Source organism: Aliamphritea ceti, from assembly GCF_024347215.1.
Taxonomy (GTDB): Bacteria; Pseudomonadota; Gammaproteobacteria; order Pseudomonadales; family Balneatricaceae; genus Amphritea; species Amphritea ceti.
In genome coordinates this window covers 3613853-3639965 of record NZ_AP025282.1, presented here as the reverse complement: position 1 = coordinate 3639965, position 26113 = coordinate 3613853, and the positions used below count along the sequence as shown (strand labels likewise).

Genomic DNA, 26113 nt, shown 5'->3' with positions numbered 1-26113 from the left:
TTGTCTTCTTATATCTGTTAGCGCGGATGATTCGGGCTGATAGGTAATGAAAGTGTTTCTTTAACTTCTTCCATTACGATGTAGCTTTTGGAGTTTTTCACGCCAGGCAGAGTCAGTAACATTTCACCCAGTAATGCCCGGTATTCAGACATGTCGGCAATACGTGCCTTGATGAGGAAGTCAGCATCACCGGATACCAGATGGCATTCCTGAACATATGGCAGGGTGGCAACTGCCTGGTTAAATTTCTGGAAAGCGTCCGGCGACTGATAAGACAGAGATATCTCAACAAATACCAACATTCCGAACCCCATTGCCTGAGGATCAATGCGGGCGTAGTAGCCCTGAATCAAACCATCTTTCTCTAAACGCTTAACCCGTTCCATGCATGGCGTGGTACTCAGACCTACGGTATCAGCCAGATCGACATAGCTGATCCGGCCATTTTTTTGCAGGGTGTTAAGGATATTCAGGTCAATTTTATCCAGCTTGCGTTTGAGATGGTTTTTAGTCAGAGCCATAAGATTTTCTACTTTTTAAATTCTGAGGGGTTATAAACCTGAAATTTCGCGTATTACAAAATAATAAACTACGAAAGCTGCAATATACTAGCTGAAAAGTTTGTTAGCAAATTTTTTGCTTCGGAAGTCGAGAGACTCGGGCGGGTTGCAGTGGCTATTAATCATAGCCGGAGCGGATAGTTTAACCGATCTTACAGGTGGATTCCTGTGAATCGGAAAGGTTCCTTAAAGATGGATACCAGTGTCTGTTTACCCGTGTGAAGACTCCAATAAATTATAAAAATATAAATAGGTAGTGCAATGCAGATTGTTATTCTAGGCAGTGGCGTTATTGGCGTCACCAGCGCATGGTATTTAGCCAAAGAAGGTCATGAAGTGACTGTAGTTGACCGGCAGGGTGCGCCGGCAATGGAAACAAGTTTTGGTAACGCTGGCCAGATTTCACCGGGTTATTCTGCGCCATGGGCTGCACCGGGTGTGCCGTTGAAAGCGATCAAGTGGATGATGCAGGACCTTGCACCACTGATGATCAATCCTAAAGTAAATGCCAATACTCTGAAGTGGATGACCAAGATGTTGGCAAACTGCAATCAGAGCTCTTACCACGTAAACAAAGCACGCATGATGCGTCTGGCTGAATATAGCCGTGACTGCTTCCGGGATATACGTGCTGAAATGAATATCGATTACGAGCAGCGTACCGGCGGTACTCTGCAGCTGTTCCGTACTCAGAAACAGGTTGATGCAGCGGCCAAGGATATTGCTGTTCTTGAAGAGTGCGGTGTTGACTATGAGTTACTGGACAGCGATGGCTGTGTTAACCGTGAGCCAGCTCTGGCTCAGGTGAAGGAAAAGCTAGTAGGTGGTTTACGTCTGCCAGGTGATGAAACCGGCGACTGCTTCAAGTTTACCAATGCGCTGGCGGAAGAATGTAAAAAGCTGGGCGTTAAATTCATGTTCGATACAGACATAGATGGTTTGCTTAGCGATGATAATCAAATTGTTGGCGTTAAAACCAGCAAGGGTACTTTGACTGCTGACCGTTATCTGATGTGTATGGGTAGCTACTCAACTCTGCATTTGGCGAATGTTGGCGTGGTTGTACCGGTTTATCCGATCAAAGGTTACTCGCTGACGCTGCCAATCATTGATGAAACCAAAGCACCGGTTTCTACGATTATGGATGAAACGTACAAAGTTGCGGTTACCCGTTTTGAAGACCGTATTCGTGTAGGTGGTACTGCTGAGATCACTTCCTACAACACTGAGTTGATGGAAAAGCGTCGCCGTAATGTTGAACACACGGTGTCTGATCTTTTCCCGGGCGGTGGTGATGTTTCTAAAGCAGAATTCTGGACTGGTCTGCGTCCAATGACGCCAGACGGCACGCCAATTCTGGGTGGCACCCGTTACCCGAACCTGTACCTGAATACCGGTCACGGTACGCTTGGCTGGACCATGTCTCTGGGCTCGGGCAAGTTTGTTGCAGACGTTATTTGCGGCAAAGATACAGATATTGATCCGGAAGGCATGTCTGTTGCCCGTTACGGTCATAAGTAAGCGGGTTGAGAAGTCGCGCAGGGACAGATTATTCCCTGTGCGATGCGGTTCTTAGCCGCTATAATCCAGCTTCTCAAAAGATTCTGTGCTGGTCTGATTTGTTATATCAGGCCTGAAAAAATAAATTTAAGGAGCAGTAAAATGCCTACTAAAACTATCATTTCGACTGAAAAAGCACCTTCTGCTATCGGTCCTTACTCTCAGGCAGTTAAAGTCGACAACACTGTTTACATTTCTGGTCAGATTCCTCTGAACCCGGAAACGATGCAAGTTGAAGACATGGCTTTCGAAGCGCAGGCCGTTCAGGTATTCGAAAACATGAAAGCTATTACTGAAGAAGCCGGTGGTTCTATGGCTGATATCGTAAAACTGACTATCCTGCTGAGTGACCTGGCTAACTTTGCACAGGTGAACGAAGTGATGATGCGTTACTTCTCTGAGCCATATCCAGCACGTGCTGCTTACGCGGTTAAAGCACTGCCAAAAGATGTGGATATCGAAGTTGAAGCAATCATGGTGGTTGGTTAATTTCGCAGAGCTTTCTGTATAGCGGAACGAGTGTTACTTCGTTCTGCTGATGAACAAGTGATAAACCGGCCTTCTTCAGGCCGGTTTTTTATATCAGACTCCTGCTGACAAGTGTGGGAATCTGGCTGATTTAAGGTAATAAGAACATATGAGTCGTGCTGCCAAAATTCGTGTAGACCTGGATGCCATCCGGCATAACTTTAGTCTGGCTCGCTCCTTAAGCCCAGGCAGTAATGCTGCTGCAATCATTAAAGCGAATGCTTACGGTCACGGTGCTGTTGAAGTAGCTAAAGCTTTGGAAAGCGAAGCGGATGCTTTCGGTGTCGCCTGTATTGAAGAAGGTGTTGAGCTGGTGGAAGCTGGCATCAGCAAGCCAGTATTGTTGCTGGAAGGTTTCTTTGAATCCAGTGAACTGGATTACATCAGCGCCAATGGTATGTGGACTGCGATTCACAGCCTGCAGCAGATTGATGTGCTGGCAGAAGCGAAGCTGAGTCAGCCGGTAAAAGTCTGGTTGAAGATGGATTCTGGTATGCATCGCTTAGGTGTTGCACCTGCAGATTATCAGTTGGCATATAAGCGACTGACAGAACTGGATAACGTATCTGATGTCATTCTGATGAGCCACTTTGCCAGTGCAGATGATCCAAGCGATGCAATGACGACTCAGCAGTTGGAAATCTTTGACGCTCATACTCAGGGTATTGATGCGCCATCCAGTGTGGCTAACTCTGCCGGTATTCTGGAATGGGGCGATGCCCGCCGTGACTGGTTACGCCCGGGTCTGATGTTGTACGGCGCGACACCTTTTGAACAGTCGCAGGAAAATGCTGACAAACTGATTCCGGCCATGACACTTGTTTCAGAAGTAATTGCAGTGCGGGATGTTCAGCCAGGCCAAACCGTTGGTTATAGCGGTACCTGGACGCCTGAAGAAGGTGTTGCCCGTGTTGGTACTGTTGCATTGGGATATGCTGATGGTTACCCGCGTTATGCCGGAACTGGCACACCGGTACTGGTAAATGGTCAGCGTTCACGGATTATTGGCCGTGTATCTATGGATATGCTGGCGATTGATCTGACGGGTATTGAAGGTGCGGATGTTGGTACTGAAGTAGAGTTTTGGGGTAAGAACCTGAAGGCTGCTGAAATTGCCGGTTACTGTAATACTATTCCTTATACTTTGTTTACCGGTATTCAACGCCGTGTTCACAAAGAATATATCAATAAGTAAATTGCTGTAGATAATAAAAAAGGAGCTAACAGCTCCTTTTTTTGTATCTGTTCTCTACTGGTAGCAGAGTCAGTTGTGATTGCTGATCAGGCTTCTTTAGCCAGTTCAGTAGCTTGACTATCAGCTTGGCTATCGGCTTGGTTGTCAGATTCGCTATCCAGATTCTTAGCCTGCATATCTGCATGGTAAGAGGAGCGAACCATTGGGCCGCTGGCAACATTCTTGAAGCCCAGCTCATAACCCAGAACTTCATATTCCTTAAACTCTTCAGGTGTTACATAACGTTCGACGGCCAGGTGGTGCTTAGTTGGCTGCAGGTATTGACCAATAGTGATCATATCAACGTTATGGCTGCGTAAATCCCGCATTACCTGAAGGATTTCTTCCTTGGTTTCACCTAGACCAACCATCAGGCCGGATTTGGTATCGACCTGAGGATGACGGTCTTTAAATTGCTTCAGCAGATCCAGTGACCACTGGTAATCAGCGCCTGGACGTACCTGCTTATACAGCCGTGGTACGGTTTCCAGGTTATGGTTGAGAACGTCCGGTACCTGAGTGCCCAGGTTATCCAGGGCGATGGCCATACGGCCACGGAAGTCAGGTACCAGAATCTCAACTTTGAGATTAGGGTTAAGCGCTCTTGCTTCTTTAACACATTCTGCAAAATGGCCTGAACCGCCGTCTTTCAAATCATCCCGGTCTACGGATGTGATAACCACATAACGCAGACCAAGCTTGTTGATCGTTTCAGCAACGTGTTTTGGCTCTTCAGGGTCAAGCAGCATTGGCTTGCCGTGAGCAACGTCACAGAACGGACAGCGACGGGTGCAGATAGCACCCATAATCATCAGGGTTGCAGTTTTATGGCTGAAACATTCAGCCAGGTTAGGGCAGGAGGCTTCTTCACACACGGTATGCAATTTCAGGTCACGAAGCTGCTTTTTAACCTTTTTAACATTGGCGTTGGAGTTCGCATCAATACGAATCCATTTGGGTTTGCGCAAACGCTCGCGGGTCGGATCAGGTTTGATCTTCAGCCGGGACATTTTGGATTCGCCTTTTAAGTCTTTCAGCGGCGCTAATTCCGTAACGGGAATAAGATCCATAGCGGTTACCTATGCAGAGTTAAAACAGAAAAAAAAGAGAGCCAGGGTATTGCAGGCGTAGCTGAGAGGCAAGCTCGCTCACGAGGCTCTTAAAATATGCCTTAGAGACTAAGGCATTTGCTTCGGAAGTGCATAATCTCACCGAGTGTGACCCCGGTGAGACTGTTAACCGCGATAGTAGCGTTGTTCGATGAATGGTGCTTTGGACACCACCATTGGTAAAGCTTTACCGCGGACGCTAGCATATACTTCGGTGCCGATAGCTGCGTGCGCAGTTGCGACATAACCCATAGTAATTGGTACGCCTACCGTTGGTCCGAAAGTACCGCTGGTCACAACGCCGATTTTGTTACCTTCAGCATCGGTGATTTCAGCACCTTCACGGATTGGAGCTTTACCCTGAGCAATCATGCCAACGCGCTTGCGGCTGATGTTCTTGGTTGCGATTTGTTCAAAGATGATGTCGGCGCCAGGGAAACCGCCAGCACGCTCACCGTCTGCACGGCGACACTTGCTGATTGCCCATAACAGGCTGCCTTCAACAGGAGTAGTAGTCTGATCCAGATCGTGGCCGTACAGGCACAGACCTGATTCCAGACGCAGTGAGTCACGTGCGCCCAAGCCAATTGGCTCAACTTCTGGCTCTGCCAGAATGCGACGTACCAGAGCTTCAGCCTGGTCACTAGGAATAGAAATTTCGTAGCCGTCTTCACCGGTGTAACCGGAACGGCTGATCAGGCAGTCAACGCCATCGATAGTCAGTGCACGGGAATCCATGAATACCAGGTCGTTTACTTCAGGGCAGATGCGCGCCAGAGCTTCAGCGGCTTTCAGGCCTTGCAGGGCAACCAGAGAACGGTTTTCCATTACTTCCAGTGTTACACCGTCTGTCAGGTGTGCTTCCATGTGAGCGATGTCTTGCTCTTTACATGCAGCGTTAACAACGACATACAGGTGGTCGCCATAGTTAGCAACCATCAGGTCGTCCATGATGCCGCCTTCTTCGTTGGTGAACAACGCATAACGCTGTTTGCCAACCGGCAGATCAATAATGTCTACAGGAACCAGCTTTTCCAGTACAGCTGCTGCGTTTTCACCAATCAGCTTTACCTGACCCATGTGAGAAACATCAAACAGGCCTGCGTTGTCACGACAGTGCAGGTGTTCTTTTTTCACGCCTAATGGGTACTGAACAGGCATATCATAACCCGCGAAAGGTACCATTTTCGCGCCCAGTTCCAGGTGCAGGTCATACAAAGCTGTTTTGTGCAGTTCAGACATTGCTATCTCCGATAGATGCATAGCTGCCAGTGGCAGGGCCATGCGGTTGTACAAAGACTGCGGTCAGTCAGTTAACCGACCGCGGTTTATTCAGATTTATGGGAAATACACTATTTAGTACAGGACTATTTAGTACGGAATTGTTTAATACGAGACTAATCAATACCGGATCAAGCTTAATGTATTTTCCATAAATCAGCCTTAGCTCAGGTCAAAGGTAAGGCTGAGAGGATCAGGTAACCGCAGTTACCTGATCGGGTACAGATTAGCTGTTTTCTTTGTTAGCAAAGTATTCCCGAGTCAACTTGAATACGATTGGGCTTAACAGCGCCAGAGCGATCAAGTTAGGAATTGCCATCATAGCGTTCAGCGTATCAGCTACCAGCCAGATGAAGTCCAGGCTAACAATCGCACCAACTGGTACTGCCAGGATCCATGCAACACGGTAAGGCTTAACTGCTTTCACACCGAACAAGTATTCGATAGAACGTTCACCGTAGAAAGACCAGCCGATGATAGTTGTGAAGGCAAAGATAGCCAGAGAGATTGCGATCAGGTAGTTACCCAGGCCAGGCAGAGCACTTGCGAATGCCGCAGATGTCAGCGCTGCACCGGATACACCAGACGTCCACTCACCGGAAGTAATGATTACCAGACCAGTGATAGAACAAATGATCAGTGTATCAATGAATGTACCCAGCATTGCTACCAGACCCTGACGAACAGGACTCTTAGTTTGTGCCGCCGCGTGAGCGATAGGCGCAGAACCCAGGCCAGCTTCGTTAGAGAATACACCACGAGCAACACCAAAACGGATAGCCATCCAGACAGCAGCACCTGCGAAACCACCTTCAGCAGCAGTACCGGTGAATGCATGAGTGAATACCATGTCCAGAGCAGCAGGGATTGCTTCAGAGTTAATACCCAGTACAACCAGACCAGCAGCAAGGTAAGCAATAGCCATGATAGGTACCAGAGAACCGGCAACGTTACCGATACGCTTGATACCACCGATCAGTACCAGACCAACCAGAACCATCAGCACTACACCTGTTACCCAGGTAGGAATGCTAAAGTTAGCGTGAATAACGTCTGCAACAGAGTTTGACTGTACAGTGTTACCGATACCGAAAGCAGCTACCGCAGCAAAAATTGCGAAGGTAGTACCCAGCCAGGTCCACTTAGAACCCAGACCGTTTTTGATGTAGTACATCGGGCCACCAACATGGTTGCCTTCTTCGTCGACTTCACGGTATTTAACCGCAAGAACAGCCTCAGAGTACTTAGTAGCCATACCTACCAGAGCAGTACACCACATCCAGAACAGGGCGCCAGGACCACCCAGAAATACCGCTGTAGCTACACCGGCAATGTTACCAGTACCTACAGTCGCAGAAAGCGCAGTCATCAGCGCCTGAAATGGAGAGATCTCGCCCTCTTTCTCTTCACCCTCTTCACTGCTACGGCCTTTCCAAAGAAGGCTGAAACCAGTACCAAGTTTGAGGATTGGCATCAGACGTAAACCTAACATAAGGAATAAGCCGACACCTAAGATCAAGACCAGCATCATTGGACCCCAAACGATGCTATTAATCCCACCAATAATCGAAGTTAACGTTTCCATAAAGGAGACTCCAGAAGGTTTTATTGTTGTTGTTAACCGACTACCCCTGGACGGGTTGAAGGTTTTGAAAATCATTTCCAGTCAAAGCTTAGTCGATTTCTGAGAGGATGATTCTCCTAGAAAACTTTTTAGCAAAAATAGAAAATTAATTTCCAATAGGAAACAAGATACACCACAAGGAAATATTTTTCCAACCAAAAATGCTGGAAATCCTGTTGTTTGTCTACTTTAGGCAAGTCTTGTCCAGCGAATTTACTTTAATAACAAGGGACTAAAGTAGTAGTAGGGGATTTAAAAAAACTAAATAGCGACCCGAAATGGTGCATGTTTCCTAAAATAAACGTGATTTTAGTATTTGTAGGCTCTGCAGGCTGAAGTTGTCTGTAAACGCGGTATGTTTCGTTTTGGAAAGCCGGGCGTAACAGCGCGGGGATAGTTCAGTTAGGAAGAAGGGCCCGTGCCGCATAAGTCTTATGCGTCACGAGCTATATATAAGTAGTTAGAGATAGGCTGAAAATGCAGTTTGTATCTGTAGCGTAAGAAAAGCAGGGGCTATTGCTGTTTAAGCAGTAACCCAAAGAACTTCAGCATCTTCTTCGCTGGTAGAAACCAGCGCGTGGCCCATTTCACAGTCGTAGTAAGCACTGTCACCGGTATGTAATTCGATTGGTTCGTAGAACTCAGTGTAAAACATGATGCTGCCGCCAATTACATACAGGAATTCTTCGCCATCATGGCGGATCCAGTCCTGATACTCATCCCAGGAGTGGGTACGGACAGTGGTACGGAAGGGTACCATTTTTTTACTGCTTAGCTGAGTTGCCAGCAGTTCATGTTCATAAGTAGGTGTCGGATGTGGACGACCTTCACCTTTACGGGTGATGTCTCGGCGACCACCGCTACCCGGTGCTTTTTGTTTAGGTTGGCTGAATAGCTGGGGAATATCGATACCCAGGCCTTTCACTAACTTATTAACAGCCGTAAAAGTAGGTGATATCTGCTCATTTTCAATTTTAGACAGTGTGGAACGAGCCAGGCCTGTGAGCTTGCTGGCTTCTTCAAGTGTCAGGTTTTGGCTTAAGCGGATTTCACGTACCCGTTTACCCAGTTCAAGTGGCTCTACCATAGCTTCGGCATTACCAGACGGACTGCTGACTTCAAGAATTTTTTCAGATTGCAGAAAAGACGGTTTTTCGGACATATTAATTTACCATAACGATCAGGGTGTTTACGCTGATAATGCTGCTGAATTCATTCAGCACATCCTTCCTCATAAACAGGTGTACAAGCATAGGTTCGAACAATAAGCACGTGTGATCACGTTGTAATTATTAAGTTAAAAACACATCTAAGTCGCTGTTTAGCAAACCCTAAGTTTGCCTGCTATTGACCCGGATAAACGAATATGCCCTGCCAGCAATACTACACAAGGCTGCAATCCTTGGAAAGTGAATAACCTTATAGGCGACGCGAATAGACACAAAGGTGTCCGATTGCTCAAAAACAAGATGTTTCCTATAAGAAACTTTTTGTTGATTTTGGAAATAAGTGTTGCTAGTCTGAGAAAACTATAGTTTATGTCGCGCCGTTGCGCAGATAAGAATCAGGCGAAAATTCAAAGAATGCTTTGAATTTACTTTTTAAAGGGCTCTGATCTGCAAGCAACATATATAAGACGACAAACGAATGCTGTAAGAGCTTTTTTAATACGAGTTCTTTTAATAATAAGAGTGAACGTGGTTCTGCCACGCAGGTTATGACAATGCCGTTAAGTATTTTTGACTTATATAAAGTAGGTGTAGGGCCATCCAGCTCACATACTGTTGGACCTATGGTGGCGGCAAACCGTTTCCTGGATACTCTTAAAGAACAGCAGCTTATTGATCAGGTTGCGAACGTTAAAGTAGCTCTGTATGGCTCGCTGGCAATGACCGGTGTTGGTCACGCGACAGATGTAGCTACTATGGTTGGCCTGTTAGGCGAAGCGCCAAGCAGTGTTGATCCGGATATGATTCCTCAGTATATCCGCGAGATTGAACAGCAGGGCATGCTTAATTTGGCAGGTTCGCATCCTGTACCTTTTATTAAGTCTGAGCATTTACCGTTTCATTTTGGTGAGTCACTGCCAAAGCACCCTAACGGCATGCGTTTCTTTGCATATGATACCGCAGGTGTGATTTTACTGGATGCTATCTACTATTCTGTAGGCGGTGGTTTTGTACTGAGTGATGCTGAAATTGATATGCAGAGTGCTAAAGCTGAGCCATCAGTAAAGCTGCCTTATCATTTCGATAATGGCGAGCAACTACTGGAGTTGTGCGAAAGCAATAACATGAGTATTGCTGAACTGGTGCTAAAGAACGAACTTGCCTTCCATGACCAGGATACTTTAGTCGCTAAGCTGCGTCAGATCTGGGGTGTAATGGATGCCTGTATTAAACGTGGTTGTAGTGAGACAGGTAATTTACCGGGTGGTTTAGATCTTAAACGCCGTGCACCTGTTTTATATCAAGAACTGCAGAACCATCCTGAGGCAGCATTAAAAGATCAGCTGACAGTTATGGATTGGGTGAATCTGTTTGCGATTGCAGTGAATGAAGAAAACGCGGCAGGTGGCCGTGTAGTGACTGCGCCTACTAATGGTGCTGCAGGTGTTATTCCTGCTGTTCTTGCGTATTACGACCGCTTTGTATCGGGTTCGAGTGAACAGGGCATTTTTGATTTCCTGGCAACCTCAGCTGCAATTGGCATGCTGTATAAGAAGAACGCTTCTATCTCTGCAGCCGAAGTCGGTTGTCAGGGGGAAATTGGTGTTGCCTGTTCTATGGCTGCCGGCGCCTTGTGCGCAGTAATGGGTGGAACTGTTTCGCAGGTAGAAAACGCTGCAGAAATAGGTATGGAGCATAATCTGGGTCTGACCTGTGACCCGATTGCCGGACTGGTTCAGGTGCCATGTATTGAACGAAACACAATGGGAGCCGTGAAGGCTATTAATGCTGCCCGTCTGGCGTTGCGAGGCGACGGCATGCATCACGTATCCCTTGATTCAGTGATCGAGACCATGCGTCAAACGGGGCTGGATATGCAAGATAAGTATAAAGAAACGTCCCAGGGCGGTTTGGCTGTTAACGTTGTTGCCTGTTAACAACTACCTGCTAATGCTGTGGAATCAAACTAAGAGCGAGTGTTAAAAATGAGTCATAACGATCAGGCCCGTGAAGCCTTTTTCAGCCAGGACCTGGCTGCTGCTGATGCCGAACTGATGGCATCAGTAAATGAAGAATTCGTCCGTCAGGAAAACCAGATCGAGCTGATCGCTTCTGAAAATATTGTTTCCAAAGCTGTAATGCAGGCACAGGGTACTGTACTGACGAATAAGTACGCTGAAGGCTACCCAGGCCGTCGTTACTACGGTGGTTGTGAATACGTTGATAAGGCTGAAGGCCTGGCAATTGAACGTGCTAAAGAGCTCTTTAACTGTGAGTTCATTAACGTTCAGCCGCACTCCGGTGCACAGGCAAACGGTGCAGTTATGCTGGCGCTTCTACAGCCAGGCGACACTGTTCTGGGTATGTCTCTGGACGCAGGTGGTCACCTGACACACGGTGCACGTCCTGCATTGTCTGGTAAGTGGTTCAACGCTGAGCAGTATGGCGTGTCTGAATCTGACTGCCGTATTGATTACGATGCAGTTGAGAAGCAGGCGGTTGAGTGTCAGCCTAAGCTGATCATTGCCGGTGGTTCTGCTATTCCACGTGAAATCGATTTTGCCCGCTTCCGTGAGATCGCTGACAAAGTTGGTGCTTACCTGATGGTCGACATGGCACACATCGCCGGTCTGGTTGCTACAGGTGTACATCCAAGCCCGCTGCCGCACGCACACGTTGTGACGACGACAACACACAAAACTTTGCGTGGCCCACGTGGCGGTATGATTTTGTCTAACGATCTGGATATCGGTAAGAAGATTAACTCTGCTGTATTCCCAGGTCTGCAGGGCGGTCCCCTGATGCACGTTATTGCTGCGAAAGCGGTTGCTTTCGGTGAAGCGTTGCGTCCTGAATTTAAGACTTACATCCAGCAAGTGGTTGCTAATGCTAAAGCTCTGGCTGAGGTAATGGTTGACCGTGGTTGTGCTGTTGTTACTGATGGTACTGACACACACCTGATGCTGGTTGATTTACGGCCTAAAGGCCTGAAAGGTAATGCGGTAGAAGACGCTCTTGAGCGTGCCGGTATTACCTGTAATAAGAACGGTATTCCGTTCGACTCTGAAAAACCTATGATCACTTCCGGTATTCGTCTGGGTACACCAGCCGGTACCAGCCGTGGTTTTGGTGAAGAAGAATTCCGCTTGATCGGTAATCTGATCAACGATGTCTTGGACGGCTTAGTGGCTAACCCTGACGACAATTCTGAGGTAGAGGCTAAGGTCCGCGCACAAGTGGAAACCTTATGCCAGAAATTCCCTCTATACCGTTAATCTGAATATTACTTAAGGAAATTAAACATGAGCATTCCTGCAAACTATCGCTTCGCCCCTAGCCACGAGTGGGTACTGGACAACGGTGACGGCACTGTAACAGTTGGTATTTCTGACCACGCTCAGGAACTGTTGGGTGATGTTGTATTCGTAGAGCTGCCAGAAGTAGGCCGCGAAGTCGCTGCTGGTGAAGAGTTCTCACTGGTTGAGTCTGTTAAAGCTGCGTCTGACATCTATGCTGCTGTAGGCGGTGAAGTTGTTGAAGTTAACGAAGCTCTTGAAGATGAGCCAGATCTGGTAAACAGCGAGCCTTTCGAAGGTGGCTGGATTGCTAAACTGAAAGTAGCTGATGCTGCTGAACTGGAAAAACTGCTGGATGCTACTGCATACGCAGCAACGATTGCCGAAGAAGCCTAAGGACTCCCTGTGTAGATTAGGTGGTTTGGGCACCGCTCTTTGACGTTCACGGTTGAGAGTCGAACCACCTGATCTGTATGCATTAGGTAAAAGTTTAAGTTCTTTGGCAAATCGCGGGCCGGACGCTCAGCCCTCATGAGCACCGGCCCGCATCCCTACAGGGATACAGGACAGTATTAATCGTTTTTGCTGACTGTATTCTTTAAATAATTTGTTCCGGTCGTTGTTGTACTTTGTAAACGGCCGGACGGTGTACTGACAGGTTATTGTTATGGCTACAGATACTCATACCCTGGGTGATCTACTACAGACGGGTGACTTCACCCGCCGTCACGTCGGCCCGGATGCTGAACAAACCCGCGAAATGCTGGAATCTCTGGGCGTTAGCTCGTTAAATGAGCTGATTGAAAAAACCGTACCGGACTCGATTCGTCTGGACGATGCTCTGACGATGGACGACAGCGTTACTGAAAGTGATGCCCTTGCATACCTGAAGACTCTGGCCAGTGAAAACGTGGTTAATAAGTCTTACATCGGTATGGGCTACCACAACACTAAGGTACCTAACGTTATTCTGCGTAACGTACTGGAAAATCCTGGTTGGTACACCGCTTATACACCTTATCAGCCTGAGATCGCTCAGGGCCGTCTTGAAGCACTGCTGAACTATCAGCAGATGGTAATGGACCTGACGGGCATGGATCTGGCGAACGCCTCTTTGCTGGATGAAGCTACTGCAGCCGCAGAAGCGATGACGCTGTGTAAGCGTTCTAACCGTAAGAAGACAGACGTTTACTTTGTGGCTGACGATGTTCACCCACAAACAATTGCTGTTATCAAAACCCGTGCAGAATACTTCGGTTATGACGTTGTTGTTGGTAACCCGCTGACTGATCTGGAAGGCGCAGACGCTTTCGGTGCTCAGCTGCAATACCCAAGCACTTACGGTGATATCCAGGATATTAAAGCGATTATCGAGCAGGCTAAAGGTCAGAAGACCATGGTTGCTGTTGCGACTGATCTGCTGGCACTGATGTTGCTGAAATCACCTGGTGAGCTGGGTGCTGATGTTGTTCTGGGCTCTGCTCAGCGATTCGGCGTACCTATGGGCTTCGGTGGCCCACATGCTGCATTCTTTGCAGCCAGCGAAAAACTTAAGCGTTCTGTTCCTGGCCGGATCATCGGTGTATCCGTTGATGTTAACGGTAACCAGGCACTGCGTATGGCAATGCAGACCCGTGAGCAGCATATCCGTCGTGAGAAAGCTAACTCAAACATCTGTACTGCTCAGGCGCTGCTGGCTAACATGGCGTCTTTCTACACTGTTTACCACGGTCAGGAAGGTCTGAAGACTATTGCTGAACGTGTTCACCGTCTGACTGCGATTCTGGCTAACGGCCTGCGCAGCAAAGGCGTTGCTCTGAACGACACTTACTTCGATACCCTGACACTGAGCCTGCCTGAAACAGCGGCTGAAGTTTATCAGCGTGGCCTGGATAACGGCTGCAACCTGCGTAATACAGGCTCTGATAAGCTGGGTATCTCTCTGGACGAAACCACTACTGCTGCAGACATTGCTCAGTTGTTTGATATCGTTCTGGGCGAAGGCCACGGTCTGGATACAGCTGCACTGGATGCTGAAATCGTTGCCGGTGCTGCAACAGGTATTTCTGCTGAACAGCGCCGTGAAGATGCGGTTCTGTCACACCCTGTATTCAACAGCTACCACAGCGAAACAGATATGCTGCGGTACATGAAGAAGCTGGAAAACAAAGACTACTCGCTGGTTCACGGTATGATTCCTCTGGGGTCTTGTACTATGAAGCTGAACGCGACTGCAGAAATGATTCCGGTTACCTGGCCTGAATTCGCTAACATGCACCCGTTCGCGCCGGAAGATCAGACTCAGGGCTACCTGAAAATGATCAACGAACTGGAAGCTGATCTGGTAGAAATTACCGGTTACGACAACGTATCTATGCAGCCTAACTCAGGTGCACAGGGCGAATATGCTGGTCTGTTGGCAATCCGTAAGTATCAGGAAGCGAACGGCCAGGGTCACCGTAACGTATGTCTGATTCCTTCATCTGCACACGGTACTAACCCTGCATCTGCAGCAATGATGGGCATGAAAGTTGTTATCACTGAATGTGATGCCAACGGTAACGTTGATGTTGCTGACATGCGTGCTAAAGCTGAACTGCACAAAGACGACCTGTCTGCACTGATGATCACTTATCCGTCTACCCACGGTGTATACGAAGAAGAGATCGTAGAAATCTGTGACATCATTCACCGTAACGGTGGTCAGGTGTACATGGATGGCGCGAACATGAACGCGCAGGTAGGTATTTCTAAGCCAGGTGTTATCGGTTCTGACGTATCTCACCTGAACCTGCACAAGACTTTTGCTATCCCACACGGTGGCGGTGGTCCGGGTGTTGGTCCTATTGGTGTTAAGAGTCATCTGGCGCCATATCTGCCAGGTCATCAGGTTAGCCCGACTGGTGTAGTAAGTGCCGATAACGGTGCTGTATCTGCTGCGCCTTATGGTTCCGGTGCAATTCTGCCAATTACCTGGGCATACATTAAGATGCTGGGTAAGTCTGGTCTGAAGCGTTCTACTCAGGTTGCTATCCTGAACGCTAACTACATGACTGAGAAGCTGGCTGCTGATTATCCGGTTCTCTACCGTGGTCGTAACGATAAAGTTGCTCACGAATGTATCGTTGATATTCGTCCACTCAAAGAATCTTCAGGTGTAACTGAAGAAGATATTGCTAAGCGTCTGATGGACTATGGTTTCCATGCGCCAACAATGTCTTTCCCTGTTGCCGGCACTTTGATGATCGAGCCAACTGAGTCTGAGTCTAAAGTTGAGATCGACCGTTTCGTGGCTGCGATGAGCCAGATCCGTGAAGAGATTCGCAAAGTTGAATCTGGTGTATGGCCAGCGGATAACAACCCGCTGTGCAGAGCGCCTCACACTCAGTCTGACGTAATGGTTGGCGATTGGGAACGTCCTTACTCCCGTGAAGAGGCTGTATTCCCTAATACTGCTACCCGCGACAATAAGTTCTGGCCAGCAACTAACCGTATCGACAACGTTTACGGTGACCGTAACTTTATCTGTTCTTGCCCTGGTATCGAAAGCTACCGCGACGAGTAACAGATAACTCCCCGGGAAACTAATTGTTATTTCCCGGGCAGCACTAACATCGTTAGCTACCGATACGAGTAGTAAATGATGTGCCCAAGCGTGAGAGAGTAAGCTCTATCCGTCGAGCTTATAAAAGGCGTGCCCTTAATGGGTGCGCCTTTTTTTGTTATGGGCTACAGAGATGTTCTGATCTGATTTATGATGCGGTAAAGGTTGATCGGAAAATCAGGAGAATAGACCAGATGAGTAATTCAATATTCAGTCATGTAACACTGGGATCCAATGATATTCAAAAGTCAGCCGTATTTTATGATGCAGTGATGCCTGTTTTAGGGTTAGAGAGGATACCTAAGCCTGCAGGTAAACCACCTGCTTATGCCCGGCCTGAAGCAGAGGGTGATGGTTTTGAACTGCCTTATATTTATATTTACTCACCCTTTAACGGTGAACCCGCAAGCATAGGTAATGGCAGCCATCTGGCTTTACAGGCTGGTACTATAGAGCAGGTTCAGGCGTTTTATACCGCAGCACTGAAGCAGGGTGGGAGTGATGAAGGGGCTCCGGGAATTCGGGACAATTACGCAGATAATTATTATGCCGCCTATGTGCGCGATCCGGATGGCAATAAGCTGCAGGTGGTGTGTTATTTATAAGTGGTAAAAAGCCGGCCGGGTAAGAAAACTTACCGGGCCGGTACTTTCTTAGTAGACAGAGAAGCAGCTTATCTGAATCGCTCTTCAGCCAAACGGTCGGCAATTTCACCTGTGGGGCGTTTTTGCTGTTCTGCCCGCCGGAAGATTTCTTCCAGTGTCTCACTGATGGTTTCAATATGAGCACGAACTTTCAGATGTTCGTGGCCAATGCGTTCGTAGTACAAATCAATAATACCGCCAGCGTTCAGAGCATAATCCGGTGCATAGAGAATACCGCGTTCCTGTAGCATCAGATCATGACGTTGTCCTGCCAATTGGTTGTTAGCCGCGCCGGCGACAACTTTTGCGCTAAGCAGGGGAATGGTTGCGTCGTTTAGAACTGCGCCTAATGCACAGGGTGCGAATACATCAACATCCAGGCTGTAGATTTCCTGTCCGCTGACCGCGATAGCACCAAATTCTGCCTGAGCCTGAGCTACCCGCTGTGGATGTATATCTGTGATATAAAGCTGAGCGCCGGCGTTGTGTAGCAGGTGACATAAACGATAGCCAACATTGCCTATGCCCTGAACGGCTACTTTAACCCCATCAAGATGATGACAACCGAGACGCTTCTGCACAGCGGTTTTTAAACCGACGAATACACCATAGGCGGTTGCCGGTGAAGGGTCTCCGTTACAGGGGGTTCCGTCGATACCGATGCGATCAGTGATGCCGGCGACATTATTGGTGTGTTCAGCCATAACACTCAGGTCAGCAACACTGGTGCCGGAGTCTTCTGCCGCGATGTACTGGTTGCCGGTGCGTTCCAGCATACGTCCCATTGCGGCCAGTAGCTCTGGCGTTTTATGTTGCTGCGGATCACCTATAATGACTGATTTTCCGCCGCCCAGATCAAGATTGGCTAGTGCGGATTTATACGTCATACCACGGGACAGACGCAGTACATCCGTCAAGGCTTCAGCATCGCTGGCATAGTGCCACATGCGACAGCCACCTAGTGTCGGTCCACGGTTAGTATTATGCACTGCGATAATAGCCTGAAGGCCTGTCTTCGGGTCGTGATAGCAGCTGATCTGTTCATGCTGGTCATATTCAGGGTGACTGAAAATGCTCATAACCGTGTGTTTCCTTTTCCTAAACTGTATTGATGGGCTGTTAAGCCGTAAGGGGGATGTTGCCCGGACACTTTAGTCTGGCAGCCGTTCAGACGATCATTCAGGCTGCCAGCAGAAAAGCATCCGGGAGTGTGTCAGGTTGCTGACATTTCCACTGACTGATTACTGTCAGCTGAAAAGTGGCTTAATAGCTGCAGACGTTCCGGTTGAGCTTTCAGCCATGCGGCATCTTTAACTGGCCCAAAGCCACGGATTTGTCCGGGCAGTTCCGCGAGAGCACATGCTGCAGCGTAGTTGTCGGCGCTGAGGTTATCGAGTATCAGGCGAATATCCTGCTCGTATTGCTGAATCAGCTGACGTTCAAGTTGGCGGTCCTGGCTATAGGCAAATATATCTAAAGCGGTTCCACGCAGATGTTTAAGTTTAGCCAGTAGCTTCAGCAGCGGCAGGTATTTCTGACTGAATTTACGTTTGCGTGGCCTGCCGGTTGCAGGATCTTTTTTTGCCAGTAGCGGTGGTGCCAGATTGAACTCCAGTTCAATGTCGCCGGTAAACTGACTATTGAGCTGTTCGCGGAAACTGTCAGATGTCAGCTGTCGGGCAACTTCATATTCATCTTTATAAGAAAGCAGTTTGCTGTACTGGCTGGCAACAGCCATTCCCAAACGCTGACCAAGGCGCATATCTTTAGTTTGCTGCTGTACCTGGCGTATCAGATTCTCGTAACGTTTAGCCAGAGCATTGTTCTGGTACTCAATAAGGTGCTGCTTTTCCCGTTGAATGATTTCTTCCAGTGATGGCATCAGCTGAATCGACTCGGCTTTAGGTGTTTGCTTACCATAGGCAATATCGCTGACAGCTTGCAGATCGACGGCGGCACGACGTCCCCAGAGAAATGCCTGAATGTTTGCATCTACAGCGACGCCATTGAGCTGGATGGCCTGTTCTATTGATGCCCGTTCCAGTGGGATAAGGCCTTGTTGCCAGGCATAACCAATACAAAACAGATTGACGGCCATGCCATCGCCTAACAGCTGGGTGGCCAGGTCGGTTGCATCGAGTGCGTAACTTTGAACGGTTGTATCGTGAATCACCGCTTCCATTGCCGCATTTGGCACCTGAAGGTCAGGGTCCCGGGTAAAAGCTGCGGGCATGCTCTGATGATTATTAATGACCACATGGCTACGGCTACTTTCTAACTTGCCAAGTGCTTCTTCACTGGCGCCAACCATCAGGTCAAAACTGACCATCAGATCAGTTTCACCGGCAGGGATTCTGACGGTGTGGATCTGTTGTTGATCTTCGGCGATGCGGATGTGACTCATAACAGCGCCGAACTTTTGCGCCAGCCCTATCTGATCCAGTACACCAATACCTTTATTTTCAATATGTGCGGCCATGCCGAGCAGGGCGCTAACAGTTACAACACCGGTACCACCGACACCGGTGAGCATGATGTTGTAAGGGGTATTGCATGCCGGTAACTGTGGTTCGTTGAGTTCAGCAAAGCTCACCTGGCTGAGGTCCAGTTCAGGTTTACGTAACTCACCGCCTCTTACTGTCACAAAGCTTGGGCAGAAGCCCCGTACACAGCTAAAGTCTTTGTTACATGATGATTGGTTAATGCTGCGCTTACGGCCACGGGATGTTTCCAATGGTTCAATTGAAAGGCAGTTGGACTGTACCCCGCAGTCTCCGCAACCTTCACAAACATCACTGTTTATGACGACGCGTTCGGCCGGATTATGCATTTGTCCACGATGTCTGCGACGACGCTTTTCGGCTGCGCAGGTCTGGTCATAAATGAGTACGCTACAGCCTTCAACTTCACGCAGCTCCAGCTGTACGGCTGGTAGTTCATCCCGGTGATGGAAGCTAACACCTTTAGCAAATTCACTATAGTCGCTGTATTTTTCCGGTTCATCACTGACAATCGCGATCCGGCGAATACCTTCGCCGTAGACCTGATGACTGATTTGTTGCACGCTGAGGCTACCATCCACGGGCTGGCCACCAGTCATTGCAACAGCGTCGTTATAGAGGATTTTATAGGTGATATTGACACCGGATGCGACTGTCGCCCGAATTGCCAGCAAGCCTGAGTGGAAGTAAGTACCGTCGCCCAGGTTTTGGAATACGTGGTTTGTGTCGGTAAATGGTGCCTGGCCTATCCAGGTAGCACCTTCGCCACCCATCTGGGTGAAGGTTTCCGTTCCGCGATCCATCCAGGTTGCCATGTAGTGACAGCCGATGCCGCCTAATGCCCGGCTACCATCCGGTAAAGTTGTTGATGTGTTATGCGGACAGCCGGAACAGAAGTGGGGAGTCCGTTCGAGCAATGCGCGTGGCCGGGCTAACTCAGCTTCTTTTGTGGTGAGAAAGTCCAGACGCTGCTGAATAGCCTGGCTGCTATGAAAAGGTGCTATACGTTGTGCGATTGCGCGGGCGATCATTGCGGGTGTAAGCTCGCCAAGCGTTGTGAGTAATTCGCTGCCCTTATCATTCAGTTTGCCGGTGATTAGCGGCGGCATTTCTCCCTGTTTATGGATCTGCTGATAGAGTTGCTGGCGCAGTTGTTCTTCGATAACACCGCGCTTTTCTTCGACCACCAGAATTTCGTCCACTCCCTGACTGAATGCTTCAATTCCTTGTGGTTCCAGTGGCCAGGGCATAGCTACCTTATAAAGACGAATACCCAAATCTGCTGCCAGTTTATGGCTAATGCCAAGATCTTCCAGTGCCTGTAAAACATCCAGATAAGATTTACCTGCGGAGACTATTCCCAGGCGAGGTTTCGTTGTTTCTATGATGGTTTTATCTAACTGATTAGCGCGGCAAAAAGCACGGGCTGCTTCCAGCTTATGTTCGTGCAGACGTACTTCCTGTTGAAGAGGTTTGTCCGGCCAGCGGGCATTGAGGCCATCATTCGGCTTACCTTCGCTGGTTGGATATTGGATGTTGATACGGGTGTGATCCAAATCGACCCGACTGCCGGAATCCATTATTTCAGCCAGTGCCTTAAGGCCAACCCAGCAGCCACTATAACGGGACATAGCCCAGCCATACAGGCCGTATTCGATAAGCTCCTGAATATTACCCGGATACAGGAATGGCATCATCGAATCCATGAAAGCATAGTCACTTTGGTGAGGCAGGGTGGAAGACTTACAGGCGTGATCATCTCCGGCGACAGCAAGTACACCGCCCAGAGGTGCTGTACCAAAGGCGTTGGCGTGTTTAAACACATCGCCACTGCGGTCTACCCCCGGGCCTTTGCCGTACCAAAGGCCGAAAACACCGTCGAATTTGGCCCCGGGAAAAACATTTGCCTGCTGTGATCCCCAGACAGCAGTTGCACCTAAATCTTCATTCACACCTGGCTGAAAGGTGATATTCAGTGCGGCGAGGCGCTCTTTTATCTGCCACAAAGTTTTATCGAAATGTCCCAGTGGCGAGCCTCGGTATCCGGATATAAAACCTGCAGTGTTATAGCCCGCCTGCTGGTCCTGAGTTGCCTGTAGCATTGGTAGTCGTGCCAACGCCTGACTGCCAGTCAGATAGACCTGACCATGATTTTGTTGCCATTTATCGTCCAGTGATACCGGAGCAAAAGTTTCCATTTACATATCTCCTGCAGCGACATATATGTCGTGCTGAATACTCGTGAAATAGTCTGAAAGTAAAACGAATGGATATCAGCTGCTGAGTAACAGAGGAGGGTAAAGGAGCGGATAACGAACGGGAGTCGAGAGGGGATGTGTAAAAACGCTCAGGCCGGATAAGGCTGCTTGTCGGGTCATAATTATTCCCTTTCATCACAGCTGGATCGCAGCCAGGATGATATTTTTGTTGTTATTGTCAAACAGATTTTGTGTTCACCCTTGTGGGGTGTGAGGTCTAACCTAGATGGGCGTTCGCAACCTGTCAAATACTCTCGCTTAGTGATATTTCTGTTTTGAAGGAAGCAATTCGCGGATATTTTCTTTTCGAAATTAGAATTTGGCGGATATTTCTAAAACTTGAGGCTGCTTCAGATAATTGCTGATTATTTGATGCCTGAAGTGAATTTGTGAACCGCAGCGTCATCAGATGCGTATAAATGTGAACAATGCAGCTAAGTTAATTAATTGTTTTATATTGATTATTTGTTTTGTGTTACATTTTTTATCTGGTATTCAGAGGTGAACCAAGGAGAACGCAGATGCGTATTGTTGCACTGTTGGCCGTTTTATTTAGTCTGAGTTTTACAGCGCAGGCAGAAGTAATGGGTGAACGTGACGGTGAATTACGGGCTACAGCTTCAGGTGAGTTGCTCGCCTGGGATGAAGTGGCTCAAAAATGGCTTAAGCCGGTGACTTTCTGGCGGGCTTTTGCTCAGCGGGAAGACGTAAATAGTTGGGGGCAAAGTCGTGAGTATCCGGCGTATGCGGATGTTCGTGAACTGGATGTGTTTATGGTGGAGCTGGATTCCGGGCTTTGCCTGATGCAGTTTTATCATCAGCGCTGGCGTCGGGCGAATGATGTGCGACGCTGGTCACCGGGATTCAATAGCCTGGAAGCTTGTCCGGACGTATTTAAATAGTTGTATTGGGAAACGGATGGGAACTAGTCAGTGGTTAATTGTGTCTACTGTTGACTGTTATTCCCTGTTCCACCTTGTTTTGTATAAAGTTTCTGTCGGCTCCCCTCCGGCAGCATACTCAGAATAATAAAATGGAGCGTTTATGCCTGTTTCCCGAATTTCTCCTGTTTTACCCCGAATGCTATCTGTCTGTGGTGTTACCGCAATGGCATTTTCTGCTGCAATTACACACGCCAAAGATACAGTTGTCGTACCAGCCGGTAGCTTCCAGATGGGATGCTCCGTGAATGATACTGCCTGTGATGGCGATGAAGGACCGCAAGGCGGTACTGCTGTTAATGTCCCTGCTTTTGAGCTGGATAAGTTTGAAGTAACTGTCGCCTCATACGAGGCCTGTATTGATGCAGGCATCTGTGTGAGGCCTAAGGATTTTGAGCGCAACAAATACTGTAATCTTGGTGCTGAAGGTAGAGGTAATCACCCGGCAAATTGTGTCGACTGGCAGGAAGCACTGACCTACTGCGAGTGGAAAGGTGGACGTTTGCCTTTTGAAGCAGAGTGGGAAAAAGCGGCACGTGCCGGTTCTTCCAGCCGTTATCCCTGGGGCGAAAATGTCAGTTGTGAAAATGCCATTTTGGATGATGGCATCACTATGGGGTCTGTGCCTAATGAACCGGATGGTTGTGGTGAAGACCGAACCTGGCCCGTCGGCAGCAGAGATGCAAATGCACTTGGCCTGTTTGATATGCAGGGCAACGCCGGCGAATGGATGATGAACTGGTACGCAAAAGATGGCATCACTCAGTATGCTGCCGGTAACCTGAGTGATCAGGCGCAGAGTCGTCAGCGTTTAGTTCGCGGTGGTTCCTGGGATGAAAACAAAGCCAACCTGCGTAGCTCGTTCCGCAATGTTAAGCGGCCGGTGAGTGGCCGGAGTATCTACGGTTCTATCGGCTTTCGCTGTGCGTATGATCCGGGCTAAAGATATCTGCTGATATAAAAAACCGCTGCCCAGATTTCCCAGGCAGCGGTTTTTTTATGCGTAGCTATTAGCTCTGAGTGGCTACCTGAGGCTCGTCAGATTTATAGACGTCAGTATCCAGCTCGTTTTCACTCTTACCGATTAAGACGGAAACCATCAGGTCACCAGATACATTCACACAGGTACGGGCCATATCCAGAATACGGTCGATACCGGCAATGATCGCCAGACCTTCCATTGGCAGACCAACAGTGCTGAGTACCAGTGACAGCATAATCAGACCTGCACCCGGAACACCTGCAGTGCCGATAGATGCCAGAGTGGAAGTGGCAATAATCGTCATGTAATCCGCCATGCTCAGATCAATACCGAAAGCCTGGGCAACAAACAGTGCCGCAACGCCCTGATACAGAGCAGTACCATCCATATTAATGGTTGCACCCAGCGGCAGTACAAAGCTGGCAGTACCTTTAGATACACCCAGATTTTCACGTGCACAGCGCAGGCTAACCGGTAACGTACCTGAGCTGCTAGTCGAAGTGAAAGCCATCATCTGTGCGCTGACAATACCTTTCAGGTACTGAACTGGCGGCAGTTTGGCAATCAATGCAATTGCGCCGGTGTATACCACCAGTACATGTACGATGCAGCCGATGTAAACCGCTGCAATTACTTTAGCCAATGGCAGTAAGACATCCGCGCCATATTTACCAGCAACCCATGCCATCAGGGCAAAGATACCGTAAGGGGCAAAGTTCATTACCATAGATGTCAGTTTGTACATACCTTCAGCCAGACTGTTAAACAGCTTGATTGCAGGTTTGCCAGTTTCGCCGATCATATTTAGTGCGATACCCAGACCCAGTGCGAACACGATGATCTGCAGAATTTTACCGCTAGCCAGCGCTTCGATCGGGTTTTTAGGAATCAGGTTAATGATGGTTGTTACCAGGCTTGGTGCTTCTTTAGCCGCCGCTGCTGCGCTGGTATCGGCAACCATATTCAGACCTTCACCCGGCATGAATACTGTGCCTAAACCTAAACCAATTGAGATAGCTACTGCTGTGCTTAGCAGGTAGATAACAATGGATTTAATACCGATGCGGCCCATTTTGGCGCTGTCTTTCATGGACGTTACACCGACGACCAGAGAGCAGAATACCAGTGGGACAATCAGCATTTTAATGGCGTTGATGAACAGGGTACCGATAGGTTTCAGTATTTCTGCATCAGGACCGAGAAATGCGCCGACAGCTACACCGGCAAGCATACCGATGAAGATTTTTTTCCAGAGTGCCATGGAGCGCCAGGCGCCACCTTTGTTCATGGCCAGGGATGAGTCAGACATAGTTAACCTCTTGTTGTTTTGATTGTGAGGGTTGAACGGGTGGCCGCTTAACGGCCGGGATGAATCATGTTTTCCGGTTTCAGAATTTCTGCCAGCTGAGCTTCAGAAAGCAGTTGTTCTTCACGGATCAGCTCGACCACGCTGGCACCTGAGTGCAGGGCCTGGCGGGCAATACGGGTGGCGTTTTCGTATCCAATGTGTGGATTCAGAGCTGTGACCACCCCGATACTGTTATCGACTAATTGCCGGCAGTGCTCCCGGTTGGCTGTAATGCCTGCTATGCAGCGTTGCTCGAGCATGGGCATTGCCTGGCTAAGTAAACGAATAGATTCCAGAACGTTGAAGGCAATTAGAGGTTCCATTGCATTCAGTTGTAACTGACCTGCTTCGGCAGCCATACATACGGCCAGGTCATTGCCCATTACCTGATAGGCAACCTGATTCACGGCTTCCGGGATTACCGGGTTGATCTTGCCCGGCATAATTGAACTGCCTGGCTGCTGTGGTGGAAGGTTGATTTCATTCAGGCCGGCACGGGGTCCCATGCTGAGTAAGCGCAGGTCGTTGGCGATTTTTGAAAGTTTAATGGCCAGCCGTTTTAGCATGCTGGAGAACAGTACAAAGGCACCCATATCGGAACTGGCTTCAACTAAATCTGTTGCCTGAATAAGTGGGTAACCGCTGAGACGGGCCAGTTCACTGACGGCTAACTTCCCATAGCGCTTATCGGCATTGATACCGGTGCCTATGGCTGTGCCGCCCAGGTTTACTTCGGTCAGTAATTCGGCCAGTCCGGCAATTCGCTGCACGTCTTCGCCCAGAGTGGAAGCCCAGCTGTTAAATTCCTGGCCCAGTGTCATTGGAACGGCATCCTGAAGCTGAGTACGACCCATTTTCAGAATGTCGTTAAATTCTTCAGCTTTCAGAATAAGGCTGCTTTGCAGGCTTTTTAGCCGGTCAACCAGATTGCCATGGCTGAGTAAAATTGCCAGGCGTACGGCTGTTGGATAAGCGTCGTTTGTTGATTGCGACATGTTGACGTGATTGTTGGGGTGTAGGTGCTGATAGTCACCTTTGCTATGGCCAGATAATTCCAGTGCTACATTGGCAATGACTTCATTGGCGTTCATGTTAGTGGATGTGCCTGCACCGCCCTGAATCATGTCGACGATAAACGCATCATGAAACTGTCCGTCGATAATTAACCGACAGGCTTGCTCAATTGCATCGGCTGGTTCCTGATCGAGAAACCCCAGTTGATGGTTGGCGCGGGCAGCTGATTGTTTAACCATCGCCAGTGCTGAAATCAGGTGAGGGAAGTGTTGCAGGCTGACACCGCTTAAATCGAAATTCTGCTGGGCACGCCAGGTCTGAATACCGTAGTAGGCTTGTTTGGGAATTTCAGCCTGTCCCAGTAAGTCCTGTTCAAGGCGGGTGTCGTTAGAACTGTTCATGGAGGGTCACTCGTTATTGTTATGGCGAAGCAAATATAGAAATCTATAGAGCAAGGCCT

The 26113-nt window shown here is 48.6% G+C and carries 19 protein-coding genes; 10 read left to right on the top strand and 9 right to left on the bottom strand.

Annotated elements, in window-relative coordinates; genetic code table 11:
- Nucleotides 1–17: 17 nt before the first annotated feature.
- Nucleotides 18–521: an Lrp/AsnC ligand binding domain-containing protein gene (locus tag OCU49_RS16670; protein WP_261841685.1), complete on the bottom strand. Its 504-nt coding sequence runs from the start codon at nt 519–521 to the stop codon at nt 18–20.
- A gap of 300 nt (nt 522–821) precedes the next feature.
- Here OCU49_RS16670 and OCU49_RS16665 point away from each other — a divergent pair, with 300 nt between their 5' ends.
- The 3 genes from OCU49_RS16665 (at nt 822) to alr (ending at nt 3843) form a co-directional block, all read left to right on the top strand.
- Nucleotides 822–2081, top strand: coding sequence for a D-amino acid dehydrogenase (locus OCU49_RS16665; protein WP_261841684.1), 1260 nt, complete (start codon nt 822–824; stop codon nt 2079–2081).
- Nucleotides 2082–2222: 141 nt separating this feature from the next.
- Entirely contained in the window at nt 2223–2609 is a 387-nt protein-coding gene (locus OCU49_RS16660; protein ID WP_261841683.1) for a RidA family protein, read from the top strand.
- Nucleotides 2610–2757: 148 nt separating this feature from the next.
- Complete coding sequence (gene alr, locus OCU49_RS16655; RefSeq protein WP_261841682.1) at nt 2758–3843, top strand: alanine racemase; 1086 nt, start codon at nt 2758–2760, stop codon at nt 3841–3843.
- A gap of 86 nt (nt 3844–3929) precedes the next feature.
- Here alr and lipA read toward each other — a convergent pair whose 3' ends face one another.
- From lipA to OCU49_RS16635, 4 genes are all read right to left on the bottom strand, one after another.
- Entirely contained in the window at nt 3930–4952 is a 1023-nt protein-coding gene (lipA, locus tag OCU49_RS16650) for a lipoyl synthase (protein WP_261841681.1), read from the bottom strand.
- Between the two features lie 165 nt (nt 4953–5117).
- On the bottom strand, nt 5118–6233 hold the full coding sequence (gene gcvT, locus OCU49_RS16645) for a glycine cleavage system aminomethyltransferase GcvT (RefSeq protein WP_261841680.1): 1116 nt from the start codon (nt 6231–6233) through the stop codon (nt 5118–5120).
- 265 nt (nt 6234–6498) lie between these two features.
- Nucleotides 6499–7857, bottom strand: a complete 1359-nt coding sequence (locus tag OCU49_RS16640; RefSeq protein ID WP_261841679.1) for an alanine/glycine:cation symporter family protein — start codon at nt 7855–7857, stop codon at nt 6499–6501.
- 562 nt (nt 7858–8419) lie between these two features.
- Nucleotides 8420–9058 carry a helix-turn-helix domain-containing protein gene (locus tag OCU49_RS16635; protein ID WP_261841678.1) on the bottom strand — a complete coding sequence of 213 codons (639 nt, stop codon included), beginning with the start codon at nt 9056–9058 and terminating at the stop codon, nt 8420–8422.
- Nucleotides 9059–9619: 561 nt separating this feature from the next.
- Here OCU49_RS16635 and OCU49_RS16630 point away from each other — a divergent pair.
- From OCU49_RS16630 to OCU49_RS16610, 5 genes are all read left to right on the top strand, one after another.
- Nucleotides 9620–11002 carry an L-serine ammonia-lyase gene (locus OCU49_RS16630; RefSeq protein WP_261841677.1) on the top strand — a complete coding sequence of 461 codons (1383 nt, stop codon included), beginning with the start codon at nt 9620–9622 and terminating at the stop codon, nt 11000–11002.
- Nucleotides 11003–11050: 48 nt separating this feature from the next.
- Complete coding sequence (locus OCU49_RS16625; protein WP_261841676.1) at nt 11051–12340, top strand: serine hydroxymethyltransferase; 1290 nt, start codon at nt 11051–11053, stop codon at nt 12338–12340.
- A gap of 27 nt (nt 12341–12367) precedes the next feature.
- Nucleotides 12368–12757: a glycine cleavage system protein GcvH gene (gcvH, locus tag OCU49_RS16620; protein ID WP_261841675.1), complete on the top strand. Its 390-nt coding sequence runs from the start codon at nt 12368–12370 to the stop codon at nt 12755–12757.
- 271 nt (nt 12758–13028) lie between these two features.
- Nucleotides 13029–15926 (top strand): aminomethyl-transferring glycine dehydrogenase, encoded by a 2898-nt coding sequence (gene gcvP, locus OCU49_RS16615; protein ID WP_261841674.1) that lies wholly within the window; start codon nt 13029–13031, stop codon nt 15924–15926.
- A 233-nt stretch (nt 15927–16159) separates the two neighbouring features.
- Entirely contained in the window at nt 16160–16570 is a 411-nt protein-coding gene (locus OCU49_RS16610) for a VOC family protein (protein WP_261841673.1), read from the top strand.
- A gap of 68 nt (nt 16571–16638) precedes the next feature.
- Here OCU49_RS16610 and OCU49_RS16605 read toward each other — a convergent pair whose 3' ends face one another.
- Together OCU49_RS16605 and OCU49_RS16600 are read right to left on the bottom strand one after the other, a co-directional pair.
- Nucleotides 16639–17688 carry a Leu/Phe/Val dehydrogenase gene (locus OCU49_RS16605; protein WP_261841672.1) on the bottom strand — a complete coding sequence of 350 codons (1050 nt, stop codon included), beginning with the start codon at nt 17686–17688 and terminating at the stop codon, nt 16639–16641.
- 134 nt (nt 17689–17822) lie between these two features.
- On the bottom strand, nt 17823–21308 hold the full coding sequence (locus OCU49_RS16600; RefSeq protein ID WP_261841671.1) for an indolepyruvate ferredoxin oxidoreductase family protein: 3486 nt from the start codon (nt 21306–21308) through the stop codon (nt 17823–17825).
- Between the two features lie 581 nt (nt 21309–21889).
- On the opposite strand from OCU49_RS16600, the gene OCU49_RS16595 reads away from it, so the two are divergent.
- Together OCU49_RS16595 and OCU49_RS16590 are read left to right on the top strand one after the other, a co-directional pair.
- Nucleotides 21890–22270, top strand: coding sequence for a hypothetical protein (locus tag OCU49_RS16595; RefSeq protein ID WP_261841670.1), 381 nt, complete (start codon nt 21890–21892; stop codon nt 22268–22270).
- Nucleotides 22271–22412: 142 nt separating this feature from the next.
- Complete coding sequence (locus tag OCU49_RS16590) at nt 22413–23252, top strand: formylglycine-generating enzyme family protein (protein ID WP_261841669.1); 840 nt, start codon at nt 22413–22415, stop codon at nt 23250–23252.
- A gap of 67 nt (nt 23253–23319) precedes the next feature.
- Here the strand turns inward: OCU49_RS16590 and OCU49_RS16585 are convergent, their stop codons facing one another.
- Both OCU49_RS16585 and OCU49_RS16580 read right to left on the bottom strand, forming a co-directional pair.
- A complete protein-coding gene (locus tag OCU49_RS16585; protein ID WP_261841668.1) occupies nt 23320–24600 on the bottom strand; it encodes a dicarboxylate/amino acid:cation symporter in 1281 nt (426 codons plus the stop codon).
- A gap of 47 nt (nt 24601–24647) precedes the next feature.
- A complete protein-coding gene (locus OCU49_RS16580) occupies nt 24648–26054 on the bottom strand; it encodes an aspartate ammonia-lyase (protein ID WP_261841667.1) in 1407 nt (468 codons plus the stop codon).
- Nucleotides 26055–26113: the final 59 nt, after the last annotated feature.